Annotated in this window: 18 protein-coding genes, 1 pseudogene and 1 riboswitch; of the genes and pseudogenes, 7 read left to right on the top strand and 12 right to left on the bottom strand. The window is 75.0% G+C overall.

Annotation, left to right across the window (positions count from 1 at the left end; genetic code table 11):
- Positions 1–145: 145 nt before the first annotated feature.
- Positions 146–2266 carry an MFS transporter gene (locus AB0L74_RS01245; protein WP_365644129.1) on the top strand — a complete coding sequence of 707 codons (2121 nt, stop codon included), beginning with the start codon at positions 146–148 and terminating at the stop codon, positions 2264–2266.
- Here the strand turns inward: AB0L74_RS01245 and AB0L74_RS01250 are convergent.
- Positions 2196–2750 (bottom strand): GNAT family N-acetyltransferase, encoded by a 555-nt coding sequence (locus AB0L74_RS01250; RefSeq protein WP_365644132.1) that lies wholly within the window; start codon positions 2748–2750, stop codon positions 2196–2198. The genes AB0L74_RS01245 and AB0L74_RS01250 overlap by 71 nt on opposite strands.
- A 328-nt stretch (positions 2751–3078) precedes the next feature.
- Between AB0L74_RS01250 and AB0L74_RS01255 the strand changes: the two genes are divergently transcribed.
- Entirely contained in the window at positions 3079–3729 is a 651-nt protein-coding gene (locus AB0L74_RS01255; protein ID WP_365644135.1) for a hypothetical protein, read from the top strand.
- A 141-nt stretch (positions 3730–3870) separates the two neighbouring features.
- Positions 3871–4149, top strand: a pseudogene (locus AB0L74_RS01260) (hypothetical protein); the annotation flags it as partial.
- A 13-nt stretch (positions 4150–4162) separates the two neighbouring features.
- On the opposite strand, the gene AB0L74_RS01265 reads toward AB0L74_RS01260, so the two are convergent.
- The 3 genes from AB0L74_RS01265 to proP form a co-directional block, all read right to left on the bottom strand.
- Positions 4163–4570, bottom strand: a complete 408-nt coding sequence (locus tag AB0L74_RS01265; protein WP_365644138.1) for a DUF1992 domain-containing protein — start codon at positions 4568–4570, stop codon at positions 4163–4165.
- Between the two features lie 54 nt (positions 4571–4624).
- Positions 4625–5296 (bottom strand): O-methyltransferase, encoded by a 672-nt coding sequence (locus tag AB0L74_RS01270; protein ID WP_365644141.1) that lies wholly within the window; start codon positions 5294–5296, stop codon positions 4625–4627.
- Positions 5297–5857: 561 nt separating this feature from the next.
- Positions 5858–7228 carry a glycine betaine/L-proline transporter ProP gene (gene proP, locus AB0L74_RS01275; protein WP_365644144.1) on the bottom strand — a complete coding sequence of 457 codons (1371 nt, stop codon included), beginning with the start codon at positions 7226–7228 and terminating at the stop codon, positions 5858–5860.
- A gap of 427 nt (positions 7229–7655) precedes the next feature.
- Here proP and AB0L74_RS01280 point away from each other — a divergent pair, with 427 nt between their 5' ends.
- On the top strand, positions 7656–9800 hold the full coding sequence (locus AB0L74_RS01280; RefSeq protein WP_365644147.1) for a bifunctional glycosyltransferase 87/phosphatase PAP2 family protein: 2145 nt from the start codon (positions 7656–7658) through the stop codon (positions 9798–9800).
- Here AB0L74_RS01280 and AB0L74_RS01285 read toward each other — a convergent pair.
- From AB0L74_RS01285 to AB0L74_RS01315, 7 genes are all read right to left on the bottom strand, one after another.
- Complete coding sequence (locus tag AB0L74_RS01285) at positions 9754–11340, bottom strand: hypothetical protein (RefSeq protein WP_365644486.1); 1587 nt, start codon at positions 11338–11340, stop codon at positions 9754–9756. The genes AB0L74_RS01280 and AB0L74_RS01285 overlap by 47 nt on opposite strands.
- A gap of 259 nt (positions 11341–11599) precedes the next feature.
- Positions 11600–12013 (bottom strand): transglycosylase SLT domain-containing protein, encoded by a 414-nt coding sequence (locus tag AB0L74_RS01290; RefSeq protein WP_365644150.1) that lies wholly within the window; start codon positions 12011–12013, stop codon positions 11600–11602.
- A gap of 290 nt (positions 12014–12303) precedes the next feature.
- Entirely contained in the window at positions 12304–13191 is an 888-nt protein-coding gene (locus tag AB0L74_RS01295; protein ID WP_365644153.1) for an ECF transporter S component, read from the bottom strand.
- Entirely contained in the window at positions 13188–14894 is a 1707-nt protein-coding gene (locus AB0L74_RS01300; protein WP_365644156.1) for an ATP-binding cassette domain-containing protein, read from the bottom strand. The genes AB0L74_RS01295 and AB0L74_RS01300 overlap by 4 nt, the downstream gene beginning before the upstream one ends.
- A complete protein-coding gene (locus AB0L74_RS01305) occupies positions 14891–15979 on the bottom strand; it encodes an energy-coupling factor transporter transmembrane component T (protein ID WP_365644159.1) in 1089 nt (362 codons plus the stop codon). Before AB0L74_RS01305 ends, AB0L74_RS01300 begins: the two co-directional genes overlap by 4 nt.
- Positions 15972–16625, bottom strand: coding sequence for an SCO2322 family protein (locus AB0L74_RS01310; protein ID WP_365644162.1), 654 nt, complete (start codon positions 16623–16625; stop codon positions 15972–15974). Before AB0L74_RS01310 ends, AB0L74_RS01305 begins: the two co-directional genes overlap by 8 nt.
- A complete protein-coding gene (locus AB0L74_RS01315; protein ID WP_365644165.1) occupies positions 16622–17869 on the bottom strand; it encodes a prenyltransferase/squalene oxidase repeat-containing protein in 1248 nt (415 codons plus the stop codon). Before AB0L74_RS01315 ends, AB0L74_RS01310 begins: the two co-directional genes overlap by 4 nt.
- A gap of 129 nt (positions 17870–17998) precedes the next feature.
- A riboswitch (cobalamin riboswitch) is annotated at positions 17999–18068 on the bottom strand.
- Between the two features lie 804 nt (positions 18069–18872).
- Here AB0L74_RS01315 and AB0L74_RS01320 point away from each other — a divergent pair.
- The 3 genes from AB0L74_RS01320 to AB0L74_RS01330 are packed head-to-tail and all read left to right on the top strand — an operon-like array spanning position 18873 to position 22152.
- On the top strand, positions 18873–20357 hold the full coding sequence (locus tag AB0L74_RS01320; protein WP_365644168.1) for a glycosyltransferase family 4 protein: 1485 nt from the start codon (positions 18873–18875) through the stop codon (positions 20355–20357).
- Positions 20351–21085 carry a class I SAM-dependent methyltransferase gene (locus AB0L74_RS01325; RefSeq protein WP_044381231.1) on the top strand — a complete coding sequence of 245 codons (735 nt, stop codon included), beginning with the start codon at positions 20351–20353 and terminating at the stop codon, positions 21083–21085. Before AB0L74_RS01320 ends, AB0L74_RS01325 begins: the two co-directional genes overlap by 7 nt.
- Positions 21082–22152, top strand: a complete 1071-nt coding sequence (locus AB0L74_RS01330; protein ID WP_365644172.1) for a prenyltransferase/squalene oxidase repeat-containing protein — start codon at positions 21082–21084, stop codon at positions 22150–22152. Before AB0L74_RS01325 ends, AB0L74_RS01330 begins: the two co-directional genes overlap by 4 nt.
- A 4-nt stretch (positions 22153–22156) precedes the next feature.
- Here AB0L74_RS01330 and AB0L74_RS01335 read toward each other — a convergent pair whose 3' ends face one another.
- On the bottom strand, positions 22157–22450 hold the full coding sequence (locus AB0L74_RS01335) for a hypothetical protein (RefSeq protein WP_365644175.1): 294 nt from the start codon (positions 22448–22450) through the stop codon (positions 22157–22159).
- Between the last annotated feature and the right edge of the window lie 38 nt (positions 22451–22488).

Consider the following 22488-nt stretch of genomic DNA (forward strand, 5'->3'; position numbering starts at 1 on the left):
CAGAGGTGCTCCACACTCCGGTGCGCACGCCCCCGGTCGCCGTGCGTGAGCGCCCGCGGAATACCAGCCTCCAGCAGGACTGAACGGGCGATAACTGGTCACACCACCACGAAGGACGGTGTGTCGAGAACCTCGGGAGGTTTTCATGGCCGGGGATGCGCGCAGAGCGGCGGAGGCGACGGGTCCCACGGGGCCGACCGGCGCGGCGGGCCGCACCGGCCCGGCGGGCACCGCGGCCTCCACGGACGCGACGCGGGTCCCCGCCCCCGAGCACGTGTCCGGCGGTGTCCTCGTCTCGATCGGCGCGCTGCTCCTCGGCATGCTGCTCGCCGCCCTGGACCAGACCATCGTGTCGACGGCCCTGCCCACCATCGTCAGCGACCTCGGCGGCATGGAGCACCTGTCGTGGGTGGTCACCGCGTACATGCTGGCGTCCACGGCGGCGACCCCGCTGTGGGGCAAGCTGGGCGACCAGTACGGGCGCAAAAGGCTGTTCCAGACGGCGATCGTGATCTTCCTGGTCGGTTCGGCGCTGTGCGGCATGGCGCGGAACATGCCCGAGCTGATCGCCTTCCGCGCCCTCCAGGGCCTGGGCGGCGGCGGCCTGATGGTCCTGTCGATGGCGATCGTCGGCGATCTCGTCTCGCCCCGTGAGCGCGGCCGGTACCAGGGCCTGTTCGGGGCGGTGTTCGGCGCGACCAGCGTCCTCGGACCGCTGCTGGGCGGGCTGTTCACCGAGCATCTGAGCTGGCGCTGGGTGTTCTACATCAACCTGCCGGTCGGCGTCGTCGCGCTCGCCGTCATCGCCGCCGTGCTGCACATCCCGCGCAAGGCAACCCGGCACGTCATCGACTACCTCGGCACCGTCCTGATCGCCTCGGTCGCCACCTGCCTGGTGCTCGTCGCCTCGCTCGGCGGCACCACCTGGGCCTGGGGATCGCCGCAGATCATCGGCCTGGCCGTGCTGGGCGTGGTGCTGGCCTGCCTCTTCGTGGCCGTGGAGCGCAAGGCGGCCGAACCCGTCCTCCCGCTCAAGCTCTTCCGCGTCCGCACCTTCACCCTCTCCGCCGTGATCAGTTTCATCGTCGGCTTCGCGATGTTCGGCGCGATGACCTATCTGCCGACGTTCCTCCAGGTCGTCCAGGGCGTGAGCCCGACCATGTCCGGGGTGCACATGCTGCCGATGGTGGCCGGCGTGCTGCTGTCGTCGACCGTCTCCGGGCAGATCGTCAGCCGCACCGGCCGCTGGAAGGTCTTCCCGGTCGCGGGCACCGCCGTCACCACCCTCGGCCTGCTCCTGCTCCACCAGCTCGACGAGACCAGCCCCACCGCCGAGATGAGCGCGTTCTTCTTCGTCTTCGGCCTCGGCCTCGGCCTGGTGATGCAGGTCCTGGTCCTGATCGTGCAGAACGCGGTCTCGTACGAGGACCTGGGCGTCGCCACCTCCGGCGCGACCTTCTTCCGCTCGATCGGCGCGTCCTTCGGCGTGGCCATCTTCGGCACGGTCTTCGCGAGCCGCCTCGGCGACAAGCTCGCCGACGCCTTCCGCGGCGCACAGCTGCCGCCGGGCGTCTCCGCGGAGACGCTGCGGGCCGACCCGCGCGGCATCGCCGCCCTGCCGCCCGCGCTGCGCCCGGACGCCCTGCACGCGTACGCCTCCGCCATCACCGACGTCTTCCTGTACGCCGCCCCCGTCGCCCTCCTCGGATTCGCCCTGGCCTGGCTGCTGAAGGAGGACCGGCTGCGCGGCTCGGTCACCGCCCCGGACGGCACCCAGACCCTGGCCAGCAACCCGGTCGAACGGTCGTCGCACGACGAGGTCTGCCGCGCGCTGTCGGTGCTCGGCACCCGCGAGGGCCGCCGCGAGGTCTACCGGAAGATCACCGCGCGCGCCGGCTACGACCTGCTGCCCGGAGCGAGCTGGCTGCTGCTGCGGATCAGGAAGTACGGCCGGGTGGAGCCGGCCGTGCTCGCCGAGCGCGGCCCCGTCCCGCTGACCGTGGTCATCGAGGCCGCCCGCCAGGTGGAGGAGCGCCGGCTCGCGGTCCGCCAGGGCCTCGACCTCGTCCTGACCGACCGGGGCCACGAGGTCGCCGCACGGCTGGCGCGGGCCCGCGAGGAGTCCCTGGCCGAGCTGCTCGGCGACTGGTGGGGACCGGACCGCCCGACCGACCTGGCGCAGCTGGTGCGGGAGCTCACCGGTGAGCTGTGCGGTTCGGACCGGGAGCGCCCGCACGACGGGCGGGTTCCGACGCGGACGGGGTGAGCGGCTTGCGGAACCAGTGCTCGGCGTAGGGGCCGCTGTTGTACGGCTCGGTCTCCGCGTAGCCGAGCCGCCGGTACAGGGCGCGGGCCTCGACGAGGTCGCTGCGCGTGTCGAGCACCATCTCCGCCGCGCCGAGCCCGCGTGCGGCGTTCTCGGCGGCCCGCACCAGCAGCGCGGCACCGCCCCGCCCGCGCATCGGCTCGGCGACGAAGACCCGGGTCAGCTCGGCGGTGGCGGCGGACAGCAGCCGGACGCCCGCGGTGCCGGCCGGGTCGCCCCCGTACCGCGCGACCAGCAGCGCTCCGCGCGGCGGGGCGAGATCGGCCCCGGTCTGCGCGGCGATCTCCCGCGCCAGCTCCGCGGGGTCGGTCCGGCGCCCCTCGTGCCGCAGGTACCAGCGGTCGCTGACCTCCGTGTAGTACGCCCGCCACAGGGCGGCGGCGACGGGGGAGTCGTAGGGTTCCGGCGCGACGGTCCAGGTCATGGGGCATTGTCGGGCCGCGGCCGGCACACCGCGCAACCGAATAACGAACCCGCGCGACCGAATAGCGAATCCGCGCAACCGAATGACGAACACTCGCGCGACCGGTTGACGAACCCGCCCGCACGCCCGGACGGCGGACCGACCGCCCGGCCGGCGGCCGCACGCCGCTCCCGCCGATGACGTAGGGCCCCTGCGCCGATCCGCCGAGGCGGGCGTGGACCCGCCGTGCCGCGCCCTTTGCTTGCCGTTTGGACGACGCCCGCGGGGCTACCCGACCGGCGAACCGGCCCATGACGAGGCCCGGTTGGCCGAGAACCGGAAGGCATTCATGTCCACAGGCGTGATCATCGCTTTGATCGTGATCGTGGCGGCCGTGCTCCTCATCGCGGCCGCACTGACCCTGCGCGCACGCGGCCCGCGCCGCGGCGGGAGCCTGAAGCGGCGCTTCGGGCCCGAGTACGACCTGGCCGTGGCCCGGCACGACGGCGACACCCAGGCCGCCGAACGCGAGCTCGCCCAGCGCCTGGAGCGCCACGGCGACCTGCGCGAGAAGGCGCTGGACCCGGCCGAGCGCGAGCGGTTCGAGGCGCGCTGGACGGCCGCCCAGGAGCGTTTCGTCGACTCCCCCCGGGAGGCGGTCGCCGAGGCGGACCGGCTGCTCGCCGATCTGGCCGGCGCCCGGGGGTTCCCGGACGGCGGGCAGTACGAGGAGCAGCTCGCCGCCCTGTCCGTGCACCACGCCCACCACGTCGACGGCTACCGGCGTGTGCACCGCGCGGCGCACGCGGGCGTGGACGGCGGTACGGGCACGGAGGACATGCGCGAGGCCATGGTCGAGGCCCGCGCCCTGTTCGAGGATCTGGTGCGCCCGGCCCGCCACGACGGCGGACGGCACCGCACCGGCGGGACGAGCGTCCACCACTCGGCTCCGGCCCGCACCCCCTGGTCGTTCAACCGGCACCAGCCCAAGGAGAGTTGAGGCATGTCCGATGTGACCCGTCTGCCCGGCAGCGCTCCCGCCGGGCCCCGGTCCCCCGACGCCCGCGGTGAGACGGCGCTGGGCACCGGTCCGGCGCCGGCCCCGCACCGTCCCGCCACCGCCACCGGGGGCACGGCGAGCGCCCGTCTCCTGCCACACGAGGAGGGTGACAAGCTGGGGCAGCGGCTGCACCACGCGGTCGCCGGATTCGTCGACGAGCCACGCGCGGCCGTGGAGGAGGCGGACCACGCCCTGGAGGAGATCGTCGCCCGCCTCACCGACGCCGTGCACCGGCGCCACCACACCCTGCGCGCGTCGTGGCAGGGCGCGGGCGGTTCCGCGGCGGCCACCGACACCGAGCAACTCCGCCTGGTCCTGCGGGACTACCGGGAACTGGCGGACCGTCTCCTGCGCCTCTGACGCCCGCCGGTCCCTACCGGCCCGCCCGGCCCTCCCGCCACCGCCGTACGACCTCTTCGACGTCGTACGGCTTCAGCCCCAGCGGGGGGCCGGGCGGTGGCTTGAACATCACCTCGCGGATCTTCGCGTTGATGTCCGCGATCATCTTCCGGACCGCCGCCTCGGACGGCGCCTTGGAAGCGGCTTCCAGCACATCCTCCGCCTCCTTGCGCAGGGCCAGCGTCGGCGGCAGTACCGAGGCGCCTTCGCGGGCCAGCTTCCGCTTGACCCACCACAGTTCGTCGTAGGCCGCGTCCACGTCCGCCGGAAGCGGCTTGCCGGCCCCGGGCAGCCGGTCGAACTCACCGCGCGCCTCCGCGTCACGGATCTGCTTGTCGACCCAGGACTCGAAGTCGACGCCGGGTGGCTTCCGCTCGGTCATGCCCCTATTGTGCCGTGGCCGTCGGCTTCTGCCACGAGGCGTGCGCGGCCCGGCTCAGGCCAGCACCCGCGCCAGGGCGAACCCGTCGTAGCCCTTGCTGCCGACGGTCTGGATGGCGGTACCGCTGAGCCGCGGGTGGCTGCCGATCAGCTCGATGGCGGCGCGGGTGCCGCGTACGTCGTCGGCGGTTTCGGCCGCGTCGGCGACGCGGCCGCCGCGGACCACGTTGTCGACGACGATCAGGCTGCCGGTGCGGGTGAGCTTCAGGGCCCACTCGAGGTAGTGCGGGTTGCTGGCCTTGTCGGCGTCGATGAAGACCAGGTCGAAGGGGGGCGGGTTCTCGTCCGCGAGCTTGGGCAGCGACTCCAGCGCCGGGCCCACCCGCACCTCGACCTGCCGGTCCAGACCGGCGCGGGCGATGTTGCGGACGGCGACCTCGGCGTGCCTGGCGCTGTGCTCCAGGGAGATCAGGCGCCCGTCCTCGGGGAGGGCGCGGCCCAGCCAGATGGCGCTGTAGCCGCCGAGCGTGCCGATCTCCAGGATGTGGCGGGCGCCCTGGATCTGGGCGAGGAGCTGGAGCAGTTTGCCCTGGGTCGCGGTGACGTGGACCTGCGGGAGCTCGGCCGCGTCGCTGTCACGGAGGGCGGCCTGAAGGGCGTCGTCGTCGCGGGCGAGGTGAGTGGTGAAGTAGTCGTCGACGTCGTCCCAGAGCTGCGACTCGCTCATGCGCCTGTGCCTTTCCTGGACCTAGTTAGGCTATCTAACTAGCTGCGCTAATGAATATAGTCGCTGCCGGGTGTGGTGTCAGGGGATTGAGGGGGCGTGTTTCGGCCGGACGAGGCGCCCGGCGGGGAGCACGCATGCGCCCACCCGTGTCGCCCTGGGGGCACCCTGGGGCACCTCCCAGGCCGTGCGGGCACTGGGGGAGGTACGACTGCCCGCGGTCAGCGGCCTCGCGCGCCCCCGCCGCCGGAGCGGGCGTGCCACCCGCGGCCGCCCGCGGCGGGGAGGGGCGTGTCGGGGTGACCGCCCGCAGCGGTTGGCGCGTCGACACCGGCCCCTTCGCAAGGCGCCGATTCCCCGCCGTTCCGAGGACGGACACCCCCGGCGCGACCCGACCCGCCCACCGCGCGAAAGCGCTACTCGCACCCCCACCGAAGCCGCACAGGCGCCGCGGGCATGACGCCGCACCCCCACCGCAGCCGCACCGGGGCCGCAGGCACCACCAGCACCCGGCCGCCTCTCCCCAAGCGCCCCCGCGCCCCCAAGCCGAACCGCAGGGACCCCTCAGCCTTCCACGGCCGGGGCCGAGCCCGGCAGCGGGCGGCCCGCCGACTCCGTCATGAACCACACGGCCACGCCGCCCACCACGGCCGCCGCCATCATGTAGTACGCGGGCATCATCAGGTTCCCGGTCGCTCCGATCAGCGCCGTGACCACCAGCGGCGTCGTCCCGCCGAACAGCGACACGGACACGTTGAACCCGATCGACAGCGACCCGTACCGCACGCGCGTCGGGAACAGCGCCGGGAGCGCGGCCGGCATCGCGGACGTGAAGCAGACCAGCAGCAGACCCAGCGCCGCCATGCCCAGCCCCACGGCGAGCAGGCTCCCCTCCCGGATCAGCAGCAGCGCCGGGACGGACAGCAGCAGGAAGCCCACGCAGCCCGCCGCGATGACCGGCCGCCGCCCGACCCGGTCGGTCAGCGCGCCGGCGAACGGCTGCACGACCATCATCAGCGCCATCACGCCCAGCACCACCAGCAGCCCGTGCGTCTCGTCGTACTTCAGCTCACTGGTCAGGTAGCTGGGCATGTACGACAGCAGCATGTAGTCGGTGACGTTGAAGACCAGCACCAGCCCGACGCACAGCAGCAGCGCCTTCCACTGCCCGGTGATCATGTCCCGCAGCGGCACCTTCGGCCGCTCGGACTCCGCCTTCTCGACCTCGGCAGCGAACGCCGGGGTCTCCTCCAGCCGCATCCGCAGGTACAGCCCGATCAGGCCCATCGGCCCGGCGATCAGGAACGGGATCCGCCAGCCCCAGGACGTCAGGTCGTCCGCCGGCAGCAGCGCGGTCATCAGCGTGACCAGCCCCGCACCGCCGATGTACCCGGCCAGCGTGCCGAACTCCAGCCAGCTCCCGAGGAACCCGCGCCGCTTGTCCGGCGCGTACTCGGCGATGAAGGTGGACGCGCCCGCGTACTCGCCTCCGGTCGAGAAGCCCTGCACCAGCCGCGCCGCCAGCAGCAGCACCGGCGCCCAGACGCCGATCGAGGCGTACGACGGGATCAGCCCGATCGCGAACGTGCCCGCCGCCATCATGATCATCGTCAGGGCGAGCACCTTCTGCCGCCCGACCCGGTCGCCGAGCGGCCCGAAGATCATGCCGCCGAGCGGCCGGACCAGGAACGCCGCGGCGAAGGCGCCGAAGGTCGACAGCAGCTGGGCCGTCGGATTGCCGGAGGGGAAGAAGACCTTGCCCAGCGTCACCGCGATGTAGCTGTAGACGCCGAAATCGAACCACTCCATCGCGTTGCCGAGCGCGGCCGCCTTCACGGCACGCCGGACGAGCGCGGGATCGGTGACGGTGGGGGGTGCCGTGGCGGCGGAGGTGGACGTGGTGGACCGGGGAGCGGCGACAGTGGCAGCCGACAAGGCTTCGCTCGCCTACCTTTCGACGGGGACAGGGGCACGACCCGCACGGCGGCGCTGTCGCCGGGCCGAAAAACGACCATAGGCGGTGATGTGCCCCTTACGCACCGCGCCCGTGTCACCTCGGAGCGCAGCAAAACCGGGTACGTGCTGGGGCATCTGCCCAGCGCACGGCACCCCATCCCCACTTCCTCTGTGATCCTTGTCGCTCCCCGCGGGCCTCCGCGCCCTCCCCCGGGCCCCTGAGGGGAGCCCGCGGAGTCGTCCCCGGAGCCCGCCCACTATCGTCATTCGGACAAAAGGAGAGCGGCGGGCAGGTGAATCCGTGGTTGCCTGCGTCTCTCCCCGGGGGCGGTGTGAGCCTCATAGGGTTCGCAGGAAAGCACCGCGCAGGTCGCGCGGGACGGACGGGGCGGGAGGCCGACGAGGCGTGGCGAATGCGGAGCACAGTGGGCGAGCGGCGGAAGCCTTCGCGGCGACGACCACGGCGACGACCGCGGGCACGGCCGGGGACCGCCTGCGCGCGGCCCGGCTGGGCCTGTGGCTGGTCGCGGCCGTCCTCGCCGTACGGCAGCTGGCCGCCGTCCTCGGCACCCCGCGCGGCGAGCGGCTGACGGACCTGGAGACGTGGGTCGGCGCGGACGGCGTCCTGCACGTGGAGGGGTCCCTGTACGACTCCACGCGCTTCACCGGCACCCCCTTCGCCGGCCTGGTCCTCAAACCGCTCACCCGGGCGGCCGAACAGGCCCTCGGCTGGGGCTGGACCTTCGGCACGCTGCTGCTGGTCGTCGCCCTCGGCCTGGTCGCCGCGCGGGCGCTGCCGCAGCCGGTGGGCCGCCGCACCGCGCTGCTGGCGGCGCCGGTCGCGGTCAGCCTGCTGATGCTGTCCCTGCCGGTGCGCAACACCCTCTGGCTCGGCCAGACCAGCATCATCCCGGTCCTGCTGGTGCTCCTGGGCTGCCTCGCCGTGCGGGGGCAGCGCACCGGCGGCCTGCTCATCGGCGTCGCCGCGGCGCTCCAGCCCACCGTGCTGCTCTTCGCGCCCCTGCTGTGGTTCACCGGCCGCCGCCGGGCCGCCGCGTCCGCGGGCGTGGCCTTCGCCGTGTGCACCGCGCTCGCGTGGGCGGCGATGGCGCACGACTCGTACACGTACTGGGTGCACCACATGGCCGGCGTCGGCCTGGGCGGAAAGGCCGACGACCTGGCCAACCAGTCCCTGCACGGCGCGCTGCTGCGCCTGGGCCTGTCCGGCCCGCTGGAGATCGCCCTGTTCCTCGTGCTCGGCGCGGTGGTGGCGGTCCTCGGCGTGCGCCGCGCCGTGCGCTACGCCCGCGACGGTCAGCCGCTGCTCGCCGTCGCGGTCACCGGCTGCGCGGCCGTCGCCGTGTCGCCCACGACCTGGCAGCACCAGCTGCTGTGGGTGCTGCTGGCGGTCGTCGGCCGGGTCGGCAGACGCGCCTCGGACCGGTATGTGTGGCCGGTGGCGGTCGTCCTGGTGATGACGCTGCCCGCGAAGATGATGCTGCCGAACATGGCGGCGCTGTACCCGCTGCGCGACAACGTGGTGCTGCTCGCGGCGCTCGCCGCCGCCACCGCCGTCCCGTTCCTGTCCCGCACCTCGCCGTACTACGACTCGCCGGTCCCGGCCCGGTACGCCGCGCCCGTCCCGGCCCGCTTCCGGCACGTCCCGCTGCTGCCGTTCCTGCGCCGGGTCCTCACCCGCCCCAACCTGCTGCTGGAGCTGCTCCTCATCCGGGTCACCTACGCCGCCTACTCCAAGGTCCGGCTGGCGGCGACCGGCGGCAGCAACTCGGCGGGCCGGGCCCGCGCCGAGGAGCACGGCCACCAGATCCTCGACCTCGAACGCTTCCTGCGCATCGACATCGAGCACGCCGTCAACCACGCGGTCGTCAAGATCGGCTGGCTGCGGAACTTCTTCGACTTCTATTACACGTCGTTCCACTTCGTGATCCCGCTGACCGTCCTCGGGATCCTCTACTGGCGGCGCCCGGTCGACTACCGCTGGGCCCGCTCGGCGCTCGGCTTCACCACGCTGCTCGCCCTGGTCGGCTTCTGGCTCTACCCGCTGGCCCCGCCGCGCCTGATGCCGACGCTCGGGATCATCGACACCGTGCACGGCGTGCAGGACTTCTCCAAGCCGGACTACGGCACGCTCACGGCCCTGACCAACCAGTACGCGGCGATGCCGTCGCTGCACTTCGGCTGGTCCCTGTGGTGCGGTCTGGTCATCGCGATCATCGCGCCGAAGGCGTGGATGAAGGCCGCCGGCCTGCTGCACCCGCTGTTCACGGTCTCGGCGATCGTGGCGACCGGCAACCACTGGGTGCTGGACGCGGTGGGCGGCGCGCTGGTCGTCGGCGCCGGCTTCGCGCTGACCTACCTGTTCCAGGGCCCGCGCGCCCGCACGGCGACGGCCTCCGCCACCACCGAGACCGCCACCGAAACCCCGGCCACCGGCCTTCCCGCCCCCGCCGCCTCCGCCCCCGTCCCCGACGGCCGGGCCGACGTCAGCAGCGGTCCGCCCGCTCCGGCGAAGGACCGTACTCCGAGCTGATCCGGTACACGCCGGGCGCGGAGACGGTCAGCCGGGTGAACTCGCCCTCGCGGGAGAGGCACCCGCCGTCGGACCGCAGCCAGGGCGACCAGGCGATCCGCACGGTCACCGGGCCCGGCCGCTCGGCCCGCAGCACCAGCTCCGCGCTGGTCGTCCGCACCACGCTGCCGGGCGCGGAGACCAGCGGTACGGCGTCCCGCACCCGGTACACCCGCCAGTGGGCGTCCTGCCACACGGGCTCCAGCCACGCGGGCCGCCGCTCCCGCACCAGCCGCGCTTCCTGCCGCGCGACCCCGTCCGGCTTGCCCAGCGGCAGCACCACGAGGCCGACCGCCCACCGGTCCAGCCAGGCCCGGTAGGTCCGCGCGTCGAAGCTGCCGTCGTAGAAGAGGCGGCCCCGTTCCACGTCGAGCTGCCGATTCCAGCCGCGGGCCAGGTTGACGTGCGGGGCGAGCAGGACGGCCTCCCGGTGGTCGCGGGCGGGGACCACCTCCACCCGGGTGCGGTCGGCGCCCAGGCCCTCCAGGGCCCGTACGACACCCTCGGTCCGGGCGGCCCAGGCGGGCACGGCGGTGTACTCGACCACGTCGTCGGCGGTCTTCTTGCCGACCCAGCCCACGGCGAAGACCAGCACGGCGACCAGCAGGTTCCGCCGCAGCCGCCGCAGCCCCGGCCGGGCGAGCAGCGCGGCCAGCAGCGCGGCCGGGGCGAACAACTGCGCGAACCGCTCGACGTTGGTGCCGACGGGGGAGGGGACGAGGTACGTCAGCACGGTCCCGGCCGCGTACACGGCCCCGCTCCACCGGGCGACCCGCCAGGAGCGCGGGGCCAGCGCGGTGACGGCGAGGCCGAGCAGCACCGGCGGCCATATGCGGGCCGCGGGCATGGGCTGTACGCCGCTGAACGGGAAGAGGAGGGTGGTCGCGCCGACCACGGCGGCGGGCGGCACCAGCAGGACCAGGGCCCGCCCCCGGTCCCGTACGAGGAGGAACCCCGCCCCGACGACGGCCAGGAACAGCCCGGCCACCGGGGACGCCATGGTGGCCAGGGCCGCGTAGCCGGCGGCGAGCGCGAGGCGCCGCTCGCGGGTCAGCGGCAGGCAGGCGGCCAGCCCCAGGGCGACGCCGAGGGCGAACGTCGTGCGCCCCGAGACCACGTTGCACCACAGGGCGAGCGAGGCGAGCAGCGCCGGGCCCAGGGGTCCGCGCACCCCGGTCCGCGCGATCAGCGCGGCCGCCAGCCAGGAGGCGGCGAGCCCGGAGACGACGGTGACCGTCCGCACCCCGAGGGCGGCCATCAGGTACGGGGACAGGAGGCTGTAGTTGGCGGTGTGCGTCCCGCCGTACCAGAACAGCCCGTACGCCGAGCCGCCGTGCCGGGAGGCGAAGTCCGCCCAGGCCAGCTGGGCGGCCAGGTCGCCGCCGCCGGTGGCGAGGACCGTCCACCACAGCCCGTACAGGGGCAGGGTGGGCAGGGTGGCGAGGAGGGGGAGCCGGTGGCGCCGCCACAGCGCGCGCGGGGGGCGGCGGGCGCGTCGCACGGCCGGGTCGTGCGCGGGCCGGGTGGCGGTGAGTTCGGCAGGGACCACGGTGGGCTTCCGTTCGCGTCTTCGGTCGGGCACGGCGGGCGGGACACGGGGAAGACGCGAATTCGAACACAAACGTTCATCGCGGGGACGACGAGAACGGCGGACGCCGCCGGGGGAGCACGGCACCGGCGGCGGGTACGGCGAAGGCGGCGGCCCCGGGGATCGGGGGCCGCCGCCTTCGGTCTGTGGCGCGGGTCCGGGCGGACCGGGGTCAGTACCAGCCGTTGGCCTGCCAGAAGCCCCAGGCGTCGCAGGCGCTGCCGTACCGGTCCTTCATGTAGTCCAGGCCCCACTCGATCTGGGTGGCCGCGTTGGTCCTCCAGTCGGAGCCGGCCGAGGCCATCTTCGAGCCCGGCAGGGCCTGGACCAGGCCGTAGGCACCGCTGGAGGCGTTGGTGGCGTCGACGTCCCAGCCGCTCTCCCGCTCGACGATCTTCGAGAAGCACTGGTACTCGGCCGTGTTCCCGATCATCTTCTCCGCGGTCGCCTGAGCGGAGGAGGCCGGCGTCGCGGCCTGGGCGGGCGCGGCGGCGATCAGCGTGCCGCAGGTGGCGGCGGCCACGGCGGCACCGGCGAGGGCCTTCTTCGGGGCGGCGGCACGGCGGAGGAGAGAGGTGACGGTCACGGGGGGCCTTTCGACGGGGACGGGGGAGCCGCGGCATGCCGTGACCGCACCGGCGTACCGGCGGGGGCATGCGACGGCGCCGCGGCCCGGGGAGGGCACGTCGGCGCCTGGCGACCGCTCCAGAGAAGCAGCCCGTGGAGGCCGCCCGCAATCACCCTCTTTACTAGCCTCGTTCGCATGTGGGGCCCCGAGTACGGGCCGACCGGGCGGGCCGGCCGCGGCGGGGGACGGCGTACGCGGCCCCCGCCGGGGGTGCGGCGCCTACGACCCGGCGTCGTAGGTGATCCAGGTCATGTGGGCCGGTTCACCGGCGCGGGGTCCTCGAAGGTGACCGGCGTCTCGAACGCGGCCCGGCGCGTGGCCCGGCGCAGCGCCTTGAGGAGCGTGGGGCCGAGGGCGAAGGTCAGGACCACCGTGACGGCCGCGCGGCCCAGGTCCCAGCCGAGGGAGGTGGCCAGGTGGTAGGCGGCGAAGTGGGCCAGGTTGGTCAGGACGGGGGCGTCCGCGCGGAAGCCGATGCCCGAGCCGAGGCTCATGAAGGGCCAGCCCTGGAGGTTCATCACGGCCCCGTAGGCGAAGGCGGCGAGGAACCCGTAGGCGGCCAGCATCAGCAGCTCCGCCCGGCCGCGCAGCCGGTCCGGGAACGGCAGCAGTCCCGCGCCCATCGTGAACCAGCCCATCGCGAGCATCTGGAACGGCATCCACGGCCCCACACCGCCGGTCAGCAGCGCGGAGGCGAACATGGTGACCGAGCCGAGGACGAAGCCGAACCCCGGGCCGAGCACCCGGCCGCTGAGCACCATCAGGAAGAACATCGGCTCCAGGCCGGCGGTCCCCGCGCCGAGCGGACGCAGCGCCGCGCCCGACGCCGCCAGGACGCCGAGCATCGCCACCGCCTTCGGGCCGAGGCCGGACTCCGCGATGGTCGCCGCCACCACGGCCACCAGCAGCACCAGCAGCCCCGCGAACAGCCAGGGCGCGTCCTGGGCGTGCGCGCCGACCCGGGAGTCCGGCGGGGCGAGGAAGGGCCAGCCGAAACCGGCCACGCCGACCGCGCTGACCAGGATCAGCGCGGCGACGGAGCGGGGGCCGAGCCGGACAACCCGGGGCCGGCGCCGGCGCGCGGGGGCGGCGGGGGCCTCGGGGACAGTCGGGGCGGCCGGGGCGGGGCGGGTCACGACAGGGCCTCTCGCACCTGCGCCACCGTCAGCCACTTCTGCGGGGCGAGGATCTTGGCGACCTGCGGGGCGAAGGAGGGCGAGGCCACCGCCACCTCCGCGGTCGGGCCGTCGGCGATCACCTCGCCCTGCGCGAGCAGCACGACCCGGTGGGCCAGTTCCACGGCCAGCTCCACGTCGTGCGTGGCCAGCACGATGGCGTGTCCCCCGGCGGCCAGGGCGCGCAGGATCCCGGTCAGGCGCGCCTTGGCCGCGTAGTCCAGGCCGCGCGTCGGCTCGTCGAGCAGGAGCAGCGGCGGGCGGGCCGTCAGCACCACGGCCAGGGCGAGCGTGAGGCGCTGGCCCTCCGACAGGTCGCGCGGGTGGGTGTCGTCGGCGATGTCCGGCAGCAGCCCGGACAGCAGGGCGCGGCAGGTGCCGGGGTCCGCCCCGGCGTCCCGGTCGGCGGCCCGGCACTCGGCGGCGACCGTGTCGGCGTACAGCAGGTCCCGGGGTTCCTGCGGGACCAGGCCGACGCGGCGCACCAGGTCGCGGGGCGGCGTCCGGTGCGGCACGGCGCCGGCGGCGCGGACGGTACCGGCGGACGGCTCCAGCAGCCCGGCGAGCGCCGACAGCAGGGTGGACTTCCCGGCGCCGTTGCGGCCCATGAGGGCGACGGTCTCGCCGGGGGAGAGGACGAGGTCGACGCCGTGCAGGGTCTCGGTCCGGCCCCGGCGCACGGTCAGGCCCCGGACCTCGGCGGCGGGCCCGCAGCGGGGGACCGGTCCCGGTGCCCGGCGGGGCGGCCGGGGGCGCGGCCACCACCGGGCGGCCGGGGCCGGCCGGGCGGCGGGCGCGGCGGTGACCGGCACGGTGCCGCCCGGCGGGGTGTTCCGGGGCGGCGTTCGCCCGGCAAGCCGCTCCCGCAGCGGTGCCGCCCGGCGCCGGGCGTCCCGGACCGTCAGCGGCAGCGGCGACCAGTCCGCCAGCCGGCCCAGCTCCACCACCGGCGGGCACACCGGCGAGACGGCCATCACCTCGGCCGGGGTGCCGACGACCGGTGCCGCTCCCGCCTCGGGCAGGAGGACGACCTGATCGGCGTACTGGATGACGCGTTCCAGACGGTGCTCGGCCATGAAGACGGTGGTGCCCAGGTCGTGGACCAGGCGCTGGAGGACCGCGAGGACCTCCTCCGCGGCGGCCGGGTCGAGGGCGGAGGTGGGCTCGTCCAGCACCAGCACCGCGGGGTGCGGGGTGAGGACCGAGCCGATCGCCACCCGCTGCCGCTGCCCGCCGGAGAGCGTGGCGATCGGGCGGTCGCGCAGGTCCGCCAGGCCGAGCAGGTCGAGGGTCTCCTCCACCCGGCGGCGCATCGCCTGCGGCGGCAGGCCGAGCGACTCCATCCCGTAGGCGAGTTCCTCCTCCACGGTGTCGGTCACGAAGTGGGCCAGCGGGTCCTGGCCCACCGTGCCGACGACGTCGGCCAGGTCGCGCGGCTTGTGGGTGCGGGTGTCGCGGCCGGCGACGGTGACCCGGCCGCGCAGGGTGCCGCCGGTGAAGTGCGGCACCAGGCCGCTGACCGCGCCCAGCACGGTCGACTTGCCGACCCCGGAGGGACCGGCGAGCAGGACGAGTTCGCCCTCGGGGACGGTGAGATTCACGTCCCGCACGGTGGGGCGGCTCGCCCCCTCGTACGTCACGCGGACGTCCTCGAAGCGGATCACGACGCCTCCTCGGGGGATGCGGGCCGGTCGGGGGCGGGGGTGACGAGGGCGGGCAGCAGCCCGAGGAGGACGGCCGCCGCCGGCCACAGGGGCAGGCCGGGCGCGGTGAGCGGGACCACGCCCGGGTTCAGCGCGGCCGGATCGCGGGCACCGGCGAGGGCCAGCAGGGCCGCGGCGGCGGCACCGGAGGCGGCGACCAGCCCGGAGCGGGCGTTCCAGCGGTCGGGGCGGTAGCGGGTGCGCGGCGAGCGGCGGCCCCCGAGCCACAGGCCCGCCAGGGCGGCGGCGAGCCCGGCGAGCAGCACCGGCAGCCCGTACGTGCCGCCTTCGGCGGTCAGCACCCCGTACGTCCCCGCGCAGACGCCGAGCAGCCCGCCCAGGGTGAGGGCGGCGGTGGTGCGGCGGACGGCGGCGGGGACCCGCGCGGTACGGCCGTACCCGCGGGCGTCCATCGCGGCGGCCAGGGCGACGGAACGCTCCAGCGCGCCTTCGAGGACCGGCAGCCCCACCTGGAGCAGGCCCCGCACCCCCTTGTCGGGGCGGCCCCGCAGCCGCCGCGCGGCGCGCAGGCGGCGCACGTCGGCGATGAGGTGCGGGGCGAAGGTGAGGGCGACGACGACGGCGACGCCGGTCTCGTACAGGGCGCCGGGCACGGCCTTGAGGAGACGGGAGGGGTTGGCGAGGGCGTTCGCGGCGCCGACGCAGATGAGCAGGGCGGCCAGCTTCATGGCCTGGTACAGCCCGTAGGCGAGGCCCTCGGCGGTGACCTCGCCGCCCAGCCGGATGCCCTGCGCCCAGGCGGGCAGCGGCACTTCGGGCAGGGTGACGAGCACGCGCGTGCCGGGGACGCCGGAGCCGAAGACGACCGTGAAGACCAGACGGACGGCGATGACGGCGAGGGCGAGCTTGACGAAGGCGTCGTAGGAGCGCGACCAGGGGGCGTGCGGGCGGCGGGCCGTCACGACGTACGCGGAGACCGCGACGAGCAGGGCGAGCAGGAGGGGGTTGGTGGTGCGGGTGGCGGCGACCCCGAGGCCGAGCGCCCACAGCCACCAGGCACCCGGGTGCACCGCGCCGTCACGCATTCCCGCGCCGCCGCGCCTGCCACACCGCCGCCCCGCCCAGCGCCACCACGAGCCCGGCGCCGGCGAGGAGCCCGGCCGACGGCCCGCCCTCGTCCTTCGCCGTGCCCCCGGCCGGGGCGCCGGAGGCCGCGGACGTCTTCGTCCCGCCGTCCGCGACCTGCTCGCCGCACCCCGTCCGCGGGTAGCCGGCGATGGCGCACAGCAGGGCGGCCGAGTCGTAGCGCAGCGGCCCGGCGACGGCCGCCAGGGCGTCCGCCGTCGTGGCGTCCGGCGAGACGCGGGCGCAGGCGGTACGGCGGCCGGGCGGGGTCTCGCCGGAGGGGGCGTCGGCCGCGGTGCCGAAGTCGAGGACGAGCGCCACCCGCTTGCTGCCCTCGCGGGCGGGCGTCGCGCCGCAGACCGACGCGAAGCCGGCGGCGCCGCGCGGCTGGTCCGCGTCCCCGGAGCCCGCGCTCACCGCGAACCGGAAGCCCTGGACGTCGCCGTCGTCGGGGCGGGCGGTGGCGGGGCCCTGGGTGGCGTAGGTCCACCGGTCGCCGTCGCGCTCCCAGAAGGACCAGTAGCGGTAGCCGGCGGCCTGCGCCGGGCCGGCGCCCGCGATCAGCAGGAGCGCGGCCAGGCCCAGGAGGGCGGCGCGGCGGATCACGGCTGCCGCTTCCGGTTGCGGCCGCTGATCAGGAAGCCGATGCCGATACCGGCGACGAGGCAGGCGCCGACGAACCACCAGACGCCGACGCCGCCGCTGCCGTCCTCCTTCTTCTCCTCGTCCTCGCTCGCGGTCGTCGCGGTGACCGTCACGCTCGCCGTCGGCGCGCCGGGACCGGTCGCCTGCAACTGGGCGACCAGGTCGGTGCCGCCGAAGGCCCGGGGGTCGGTGCCCGTGGCGTGCGCGGCGAGGACGAGCTGGGCCCAGGCGGCCGGGCCGCTCTGCTTGGCCCAGGTCACGGCGTTCTTCTCCAGCCAGCGCAGCGGCTTCGCGGCCCGCTCGGCGCCGCCCTGCGCGGCGAGCGCCACGACGGCGTCGGCGGTGTTGCCGTAGTCGGGCTGGTCGGCGGCGCCGGGGAGCGCGGAGGTGAGGTGACCGGTCTTGGCGACGGCCCGGGCGAGGTAGGCGGCGCCGTGGGCGGCGGCCTGCTGCCGGGTGGGCTCGCCGGAACCGGCGCAGTCGGCGTCCGCCGCCTCGCCGGGCCCGGTGGCCAGGCCCTTGCCGAGGGCGCCGAGCACACCGGCGGCGGTGGCGTCGGCGTTGGCGGACAGCTCGCCCTTCTCGTCCGGCTGGAAGGCGAAGGCGCCCTCGCCCTCCCCGTCGCAGGGCAGGGCGAAGGCGAGCAGGGCGTCGTAGGGGGTCTTGCCGCCCCGGGCGACCCGCTCCGGCTTCTGGCCGGCGGCGACGAGGGCGCCGATGACGACGGAGGTGGAGTTGGCGTCGCTGGGGCCGCCCGGCGAGTAGCCCCAGCCGCCGTCCTTGTTCTGCGCGGACTTCAGCCAGGCGACGGCCTTGCCGGTGGCGGCGTCGTGTCCGCCGAGCGCGGCGAGCGCCTGCACGGCGGCGGCCGTGCTGTTGGTGTCGACCATGGTCTTGGCGTCGCAGGGCTTGGCGGGGTCGGCGCGGAAGGGCGCGAAGGCCCCGTCGGCGCACTGCTGCCCGGTCAGCCAGTCGACGGCCCGCGCCGGGGGCTCGACGCCCACCGTGTCCTGCGCGAGCAGGGCGAGGGACTGGCGCCAGACGCCGTCGTACGTCGGGTCGGCGGTGCCGTACAGCCCGACCGGGGCCGACGCGGACGCGGACGCGGACGGGGACGGCGACGGGCCGGCGGCGACCGCGGGCGCTGCGGCGCCGAGCACGGCTATGGCGGCCAGGGCCGCGGCGCTGCGGCGGCGGACGTTCATGATCGGCGGTGCCTCTCCCTGTGCGGGCCGGGCAGCACGGGGCACCCCCGGGCGGCTCGGCTCCGTATACCTCGACGGTGCCCGTGCGCCGGCGGGCGCCGGGCACGTGAGCCGGTCACGTCCCGCCCGGGGCGATCCGGCTCACCGCCCTGGGCGGCTCACGGCTGCGGGTCAGCGCCGGAATTGCACCGGCTTCCCCCCGTACGGGTGTGATGACGACCTGGCTACTTTACCCGGCCGGGCGGCGGCGCCCGGGGCCACCCGGGGGGCCGGTGCGGGGCCGTGGCGCCGCTCCCGCACCACCGCACTGTTTCTCCGAATTAATCCCTTTCCGGGGGTTCTCTCGGGGGAAGAAAGGATTATCCTGGAATCAGCCTACGAGGCGAGTGAGGGAGTCCAACCGGAGTAGCCGACTTCGGCGTGAAGCCTCGGTTTCCGCTGGTGCCGACGTCGACGGTCGGGCTGAGAGGCCGGAAGGTCGGGAGACCGGACGGCGACCCCCAGCTACCTGATCCGGGCAATACCGGCGAAGGGAACCCGTCTCGTAGGCCCTTTCGCGTGCGCCGGTCCCCGGTCCCCGTTCCGTCGCGTTCGCGTCGCTTCCGTGCCGCCGGGCCCGTCAGCTCTGTCGCTGTCGCGCCCGTCCCGTGCCGCCGGCACGCCGCCTCGATGCCGGCCCTCACCTGGGCGACCGAGGCCCGGCCGGTCGGCCGGGCGGGCGCTCGCCCGCCGGATGCGGCGGCGGCGCGCCCCCCGCCGCTCGGTGAGGGCGGAAAACGGCGGCCGGCGTGTCGCCCGCCGCCACCACGTCCGCCCTGGTCACCTGGGGCACGCCGGCCATGGCGTCCGCCTCGGCCGCCGTGGCGCGAATCACCTGATCCACGGGCCACAGCGACCCTACCTGCCGGTAGATTCGAGCCTCTGACGATCAAGTCTGAAACTTGTTCCAGATCAGCGTCCCGGCGTAATCTCGCGGGACAGTGCAGGCAGAAGGGGGCACGGAGTGACCGCGGAGGCCAGTCAGGCGGGTCCCCGCCCGGACCTCGCGTCCCCCGGGCTCTCGGCTGCGCCCGGGCAGGGAGGTGCCCCCATCGGCTCGCGACCGCTCCGTATCGCACTGCTCACCTACAAGGGAAACCCGTTCTGCGGCGGCCAGGGCGTCTACGTCCGGCACCTCTCGCGCGAACTGGCCCGCCTCGGCCACCAGGTGGAGGTGATCGGCGCCCAGCCCTACCCCGTCCTCGACGAGCACGAGGGCCACCCCGGGGGCCTGCGCCTGACCGAGCTGCCCAGCCTCGACCTCTACCGCCAGCCGGACCCCTTCCGCACCCCCGGGCGCGACGAGTACCGCGACTGGATCGACGCGCTGGAGGTCGCCACCATGTGGACCGGCGGCTTCCCCGAGCCGCTGACGTTCTCCCTGCGCGCCCGCCGCCATCTGCGCGCCCGCCGCGGCGACTTCGACGTCGTCCACGACAACCAGACGCTCGGCTACGGGCTGCTGGGCGACCTGGGCGCCCCGCTGGTCACCACCATCCACCACCCCATCACCGTCGACCGGCGACTGGAACTGGACGCGGCCGGGACCTGGCAGCGCCGCTACTCGGTGCGCCGCTGGTACGCCTTCACCCGCATGCAGAAGCGGGTCGCGCGCCGCCTGCCGTCGGTGCTCACCGTCTCCGGCAGCTCCCGCCAGGAGATCGTCGACCATCTGGGCGTACGTCAGGACCGCGTCCACGTCGTGCACATCGGCGCCGACACCGACCTGTTCTCCCCCGACCCCTCGGTGCCGCGGGTGCCCGGCCGGATCGTGACCACCTCCAGCGCGGACGTACCGCTCAAGGGCCTGGTCTTCCTGGTCGAGGCGCTGGCCAAGGTGCGCACCGAGCACCCGGACGCCCATCTCGTCGTCGTCGGCAAGCGGCCCGCGCAGGGGCCCGTCGCCCAGGCGATCGAGCGGTACGGGCTCGCGGGCGCCGTCGAATTCGTCAAGGGCATCTCCGACGCGGAACTGGTGGACCTGGTGCGTTCGGCCGAGGTCGCCTGCGTGCCGTCGCTGTACGAGGGATTCTCGCTGCCGGCCGCGGAGGCCATGGCGACCGGTACGCCGCTGGTGGCCACGACCGGCGGGGCGATCCCCGAGGTCGCCGGAAGCGACGGCGAGACCTGCCTGGCCGTGCCGCCCGGCGACGCGGGCGCGCTGGCCGCCGGGCTGGGCCGGCTGCTCGGCGACCCGGGGCTGCGGGCCCGGCTCGGCGCCGCCGGACGCGAGCGCGTGCTGCGGCACTTCACCTGGGCCCGGGCCGCCGAGGGCACGGTGGCCCACTACCGGGAGGCCATCGCCCGCGCGGCCACCCCGGGAGCCGCCCCCGCACCGGCACCGGCACCGGCCCCGGCGTCCCCGGCCCCGGCGGACGGCGCCGCCCCCGAGTCTTGCGTCCCCACCAGCGTCACCGGTGTCTATCCCGAAGGCAGGGCCACGTGCTGACCGTCGACTTCTCCCGGTTCCCGCTCGCCCCGGGCGACCGCGTCCTGGATCTCGGCTGCGGGGCCGGCCGGCACGCGTTCGAGTGCTACCGCAGAGGCGCCCGGGTCGTCGCGCTGGACCGCAACGGCGAGGAGATCCGCGAGGTCGCCAAGTGGTTCGCGGCCATGAAGGAGGCCGGCGAGGCCCCCGAGGGCGCCACCGCCACGGCCATGGAGGGCGACGCGCTCGCGCTGCCCTTCCCCGACGAGTCCTTCGACGTCGTCATCATCTCCGAGGTGATGGAGCACATCCCCGACGACAAGGGCGTGCTCGCGGAGATGGTCCGCGTCCTCAAGCCGGGCGGGCGCATAGCGGTCACCGTCCCGCGCTACGGCCCCGAGAAGGTCTGCTGGGCGCTGTCCGACGCCTATCACGAGGTCGAGGGCGGCCACATCCGCATCTACAAGGCCGACGAACTGCTCGCCCGGATGCGCGAGGCCGGCCTCAGGCCCTACGGCACCCACCACGCCCACGGCCTGCACTCGCCGTACTGGTGGCTCAAGTGCGCGTTCGGCGTCGACAACGACAAGGCGCTGCCGGTGCGGGCGTACCACAAGCTGCTGGTCTGGGACATCATGAAGAAGCCGCTGGCGACCAGGGTCGCCGAGCGGGCGCTGAACCCGCTCATCGGCAAGAGCTTCGTGGCCTACGCGACCAAGCCCCACCTGCCCCGGGTGGACGCCGCGTGACGACGCCCCGGACGGAACACCTGGTCCTGCCCGGGGTCCTCACCGCCGCGCAGGCCGCCGCCACCGTGCGGAGCGTCCTCGCCGCGCAGCGCGAGGACGGCGCCATCCCGTGGTTCCGCGGCCACCACCTCGACCCGTGGGACCACACCGAGGCGGCGATGGCGCTGGACGCGGCCGGCGAACACGAGGCCGCCGAGCGGGCGTACACCTGGCTGGCGCGCCACCAGAACGAGGACGGCTCCTGGTACGCCGCCTACGCCGACGGCGCCCACGACCGGGTCACCGACCGGGGCCGGGAGACCAACTTCGTCGCCTACGTCGCCGTAGGCGTCTGGCACCACTACCTCTCCACCGGCGACGACACCTTCCTGGACCGCATGTGGCCGGTGGTGTACGCGGCCATCGAGTGGGTGCTGCGGCTCCAGCGGCCGGGCGGACAGATCGGCTGGCGGCGCGACGCCGACGGCACGCCCGCGGCGGACGCCCTGCTGACCGGCTGCTCCTCCGTCCACCACGCGCTGCGCTGCGCGCTCGCCATCGCCGAACAGCGTGAAGAGCCCCAGCCCGACTGGGAGCTGGCGGCCGGCGCGCTGCGCCACGCGATCCGCCGCCACCCCGAGCGGTTCCTGGACAAGGACCGCTACTCGATGGACTGGTACTACCCGGTGCTGGGCGGCGCGGTGACCGGCGCGGAGGCCAAGGCGCGCATCGAGGAGGGCTGGGACCGCTTCGTCGTCCCCGGCCTCGGCGTGCGCTGCGTGGTGCCGAACCCGTGGGTCACCGGCGGCGAGTCGGCCGAACTCGCCCTCGCGCTGTGGGCGATGGGCGAATCCGACCGCGCCCTGGAGATCCTCCAGTCGATCCAGCACCTGCGGGACGCGGACAGCGGCCTGTACTGGACCGGCTACGTCTTCGAGGACGGCGCGATCTGGCCGCGGGAGCTGACCACCTGGACGGCCGGCTCCCTCCTCCTCGCGGTCGCCGCGCTCGGCGGGCACGAGGCCACCTGCGCCGTCTTCGGCGGCGACCGCCTGCCGAGGGGGCTGGAGGCGGACTGCTGCGGCTGACCGCTCAGTGCCGGTGGACCCACCCCGCCAGGGCGTGGCCGGCCAGCAGGTAGACCACCGCCGCCAGACCGTAGCCGCAGACCACCCGGGCCCAGGCCGCGTCGAAGGTGAACAGGTCGTGGGACCAGCCGGCCAGGAACCGGGCGGCGTCGTGGACGAACCGGACGAGGTCGTTCCCGCGGTTGGCGTCCAGCAGGTACATCAGGATCCACAGGCCCAGGATGAGCGCCATGACGTCGGCGACGACCGCGATGAACCGGCCGGCCGGACTCGCACCGCTGCGATATCGAGGGGACATACCTCCCGGATTGCCCGCGCCGGACCGGTGAAACCCGC

The sequence above is a fragment of the Streptomyces sp. NPDC052020 genome (assembly GCF_040680575.1).
In the GTDB taxonomy this organism is placed as follows: Bacteria; Actinomycetota; Actinomycetes; order Streptomycetales; family Streptomycetaceae; genus Streptomyces.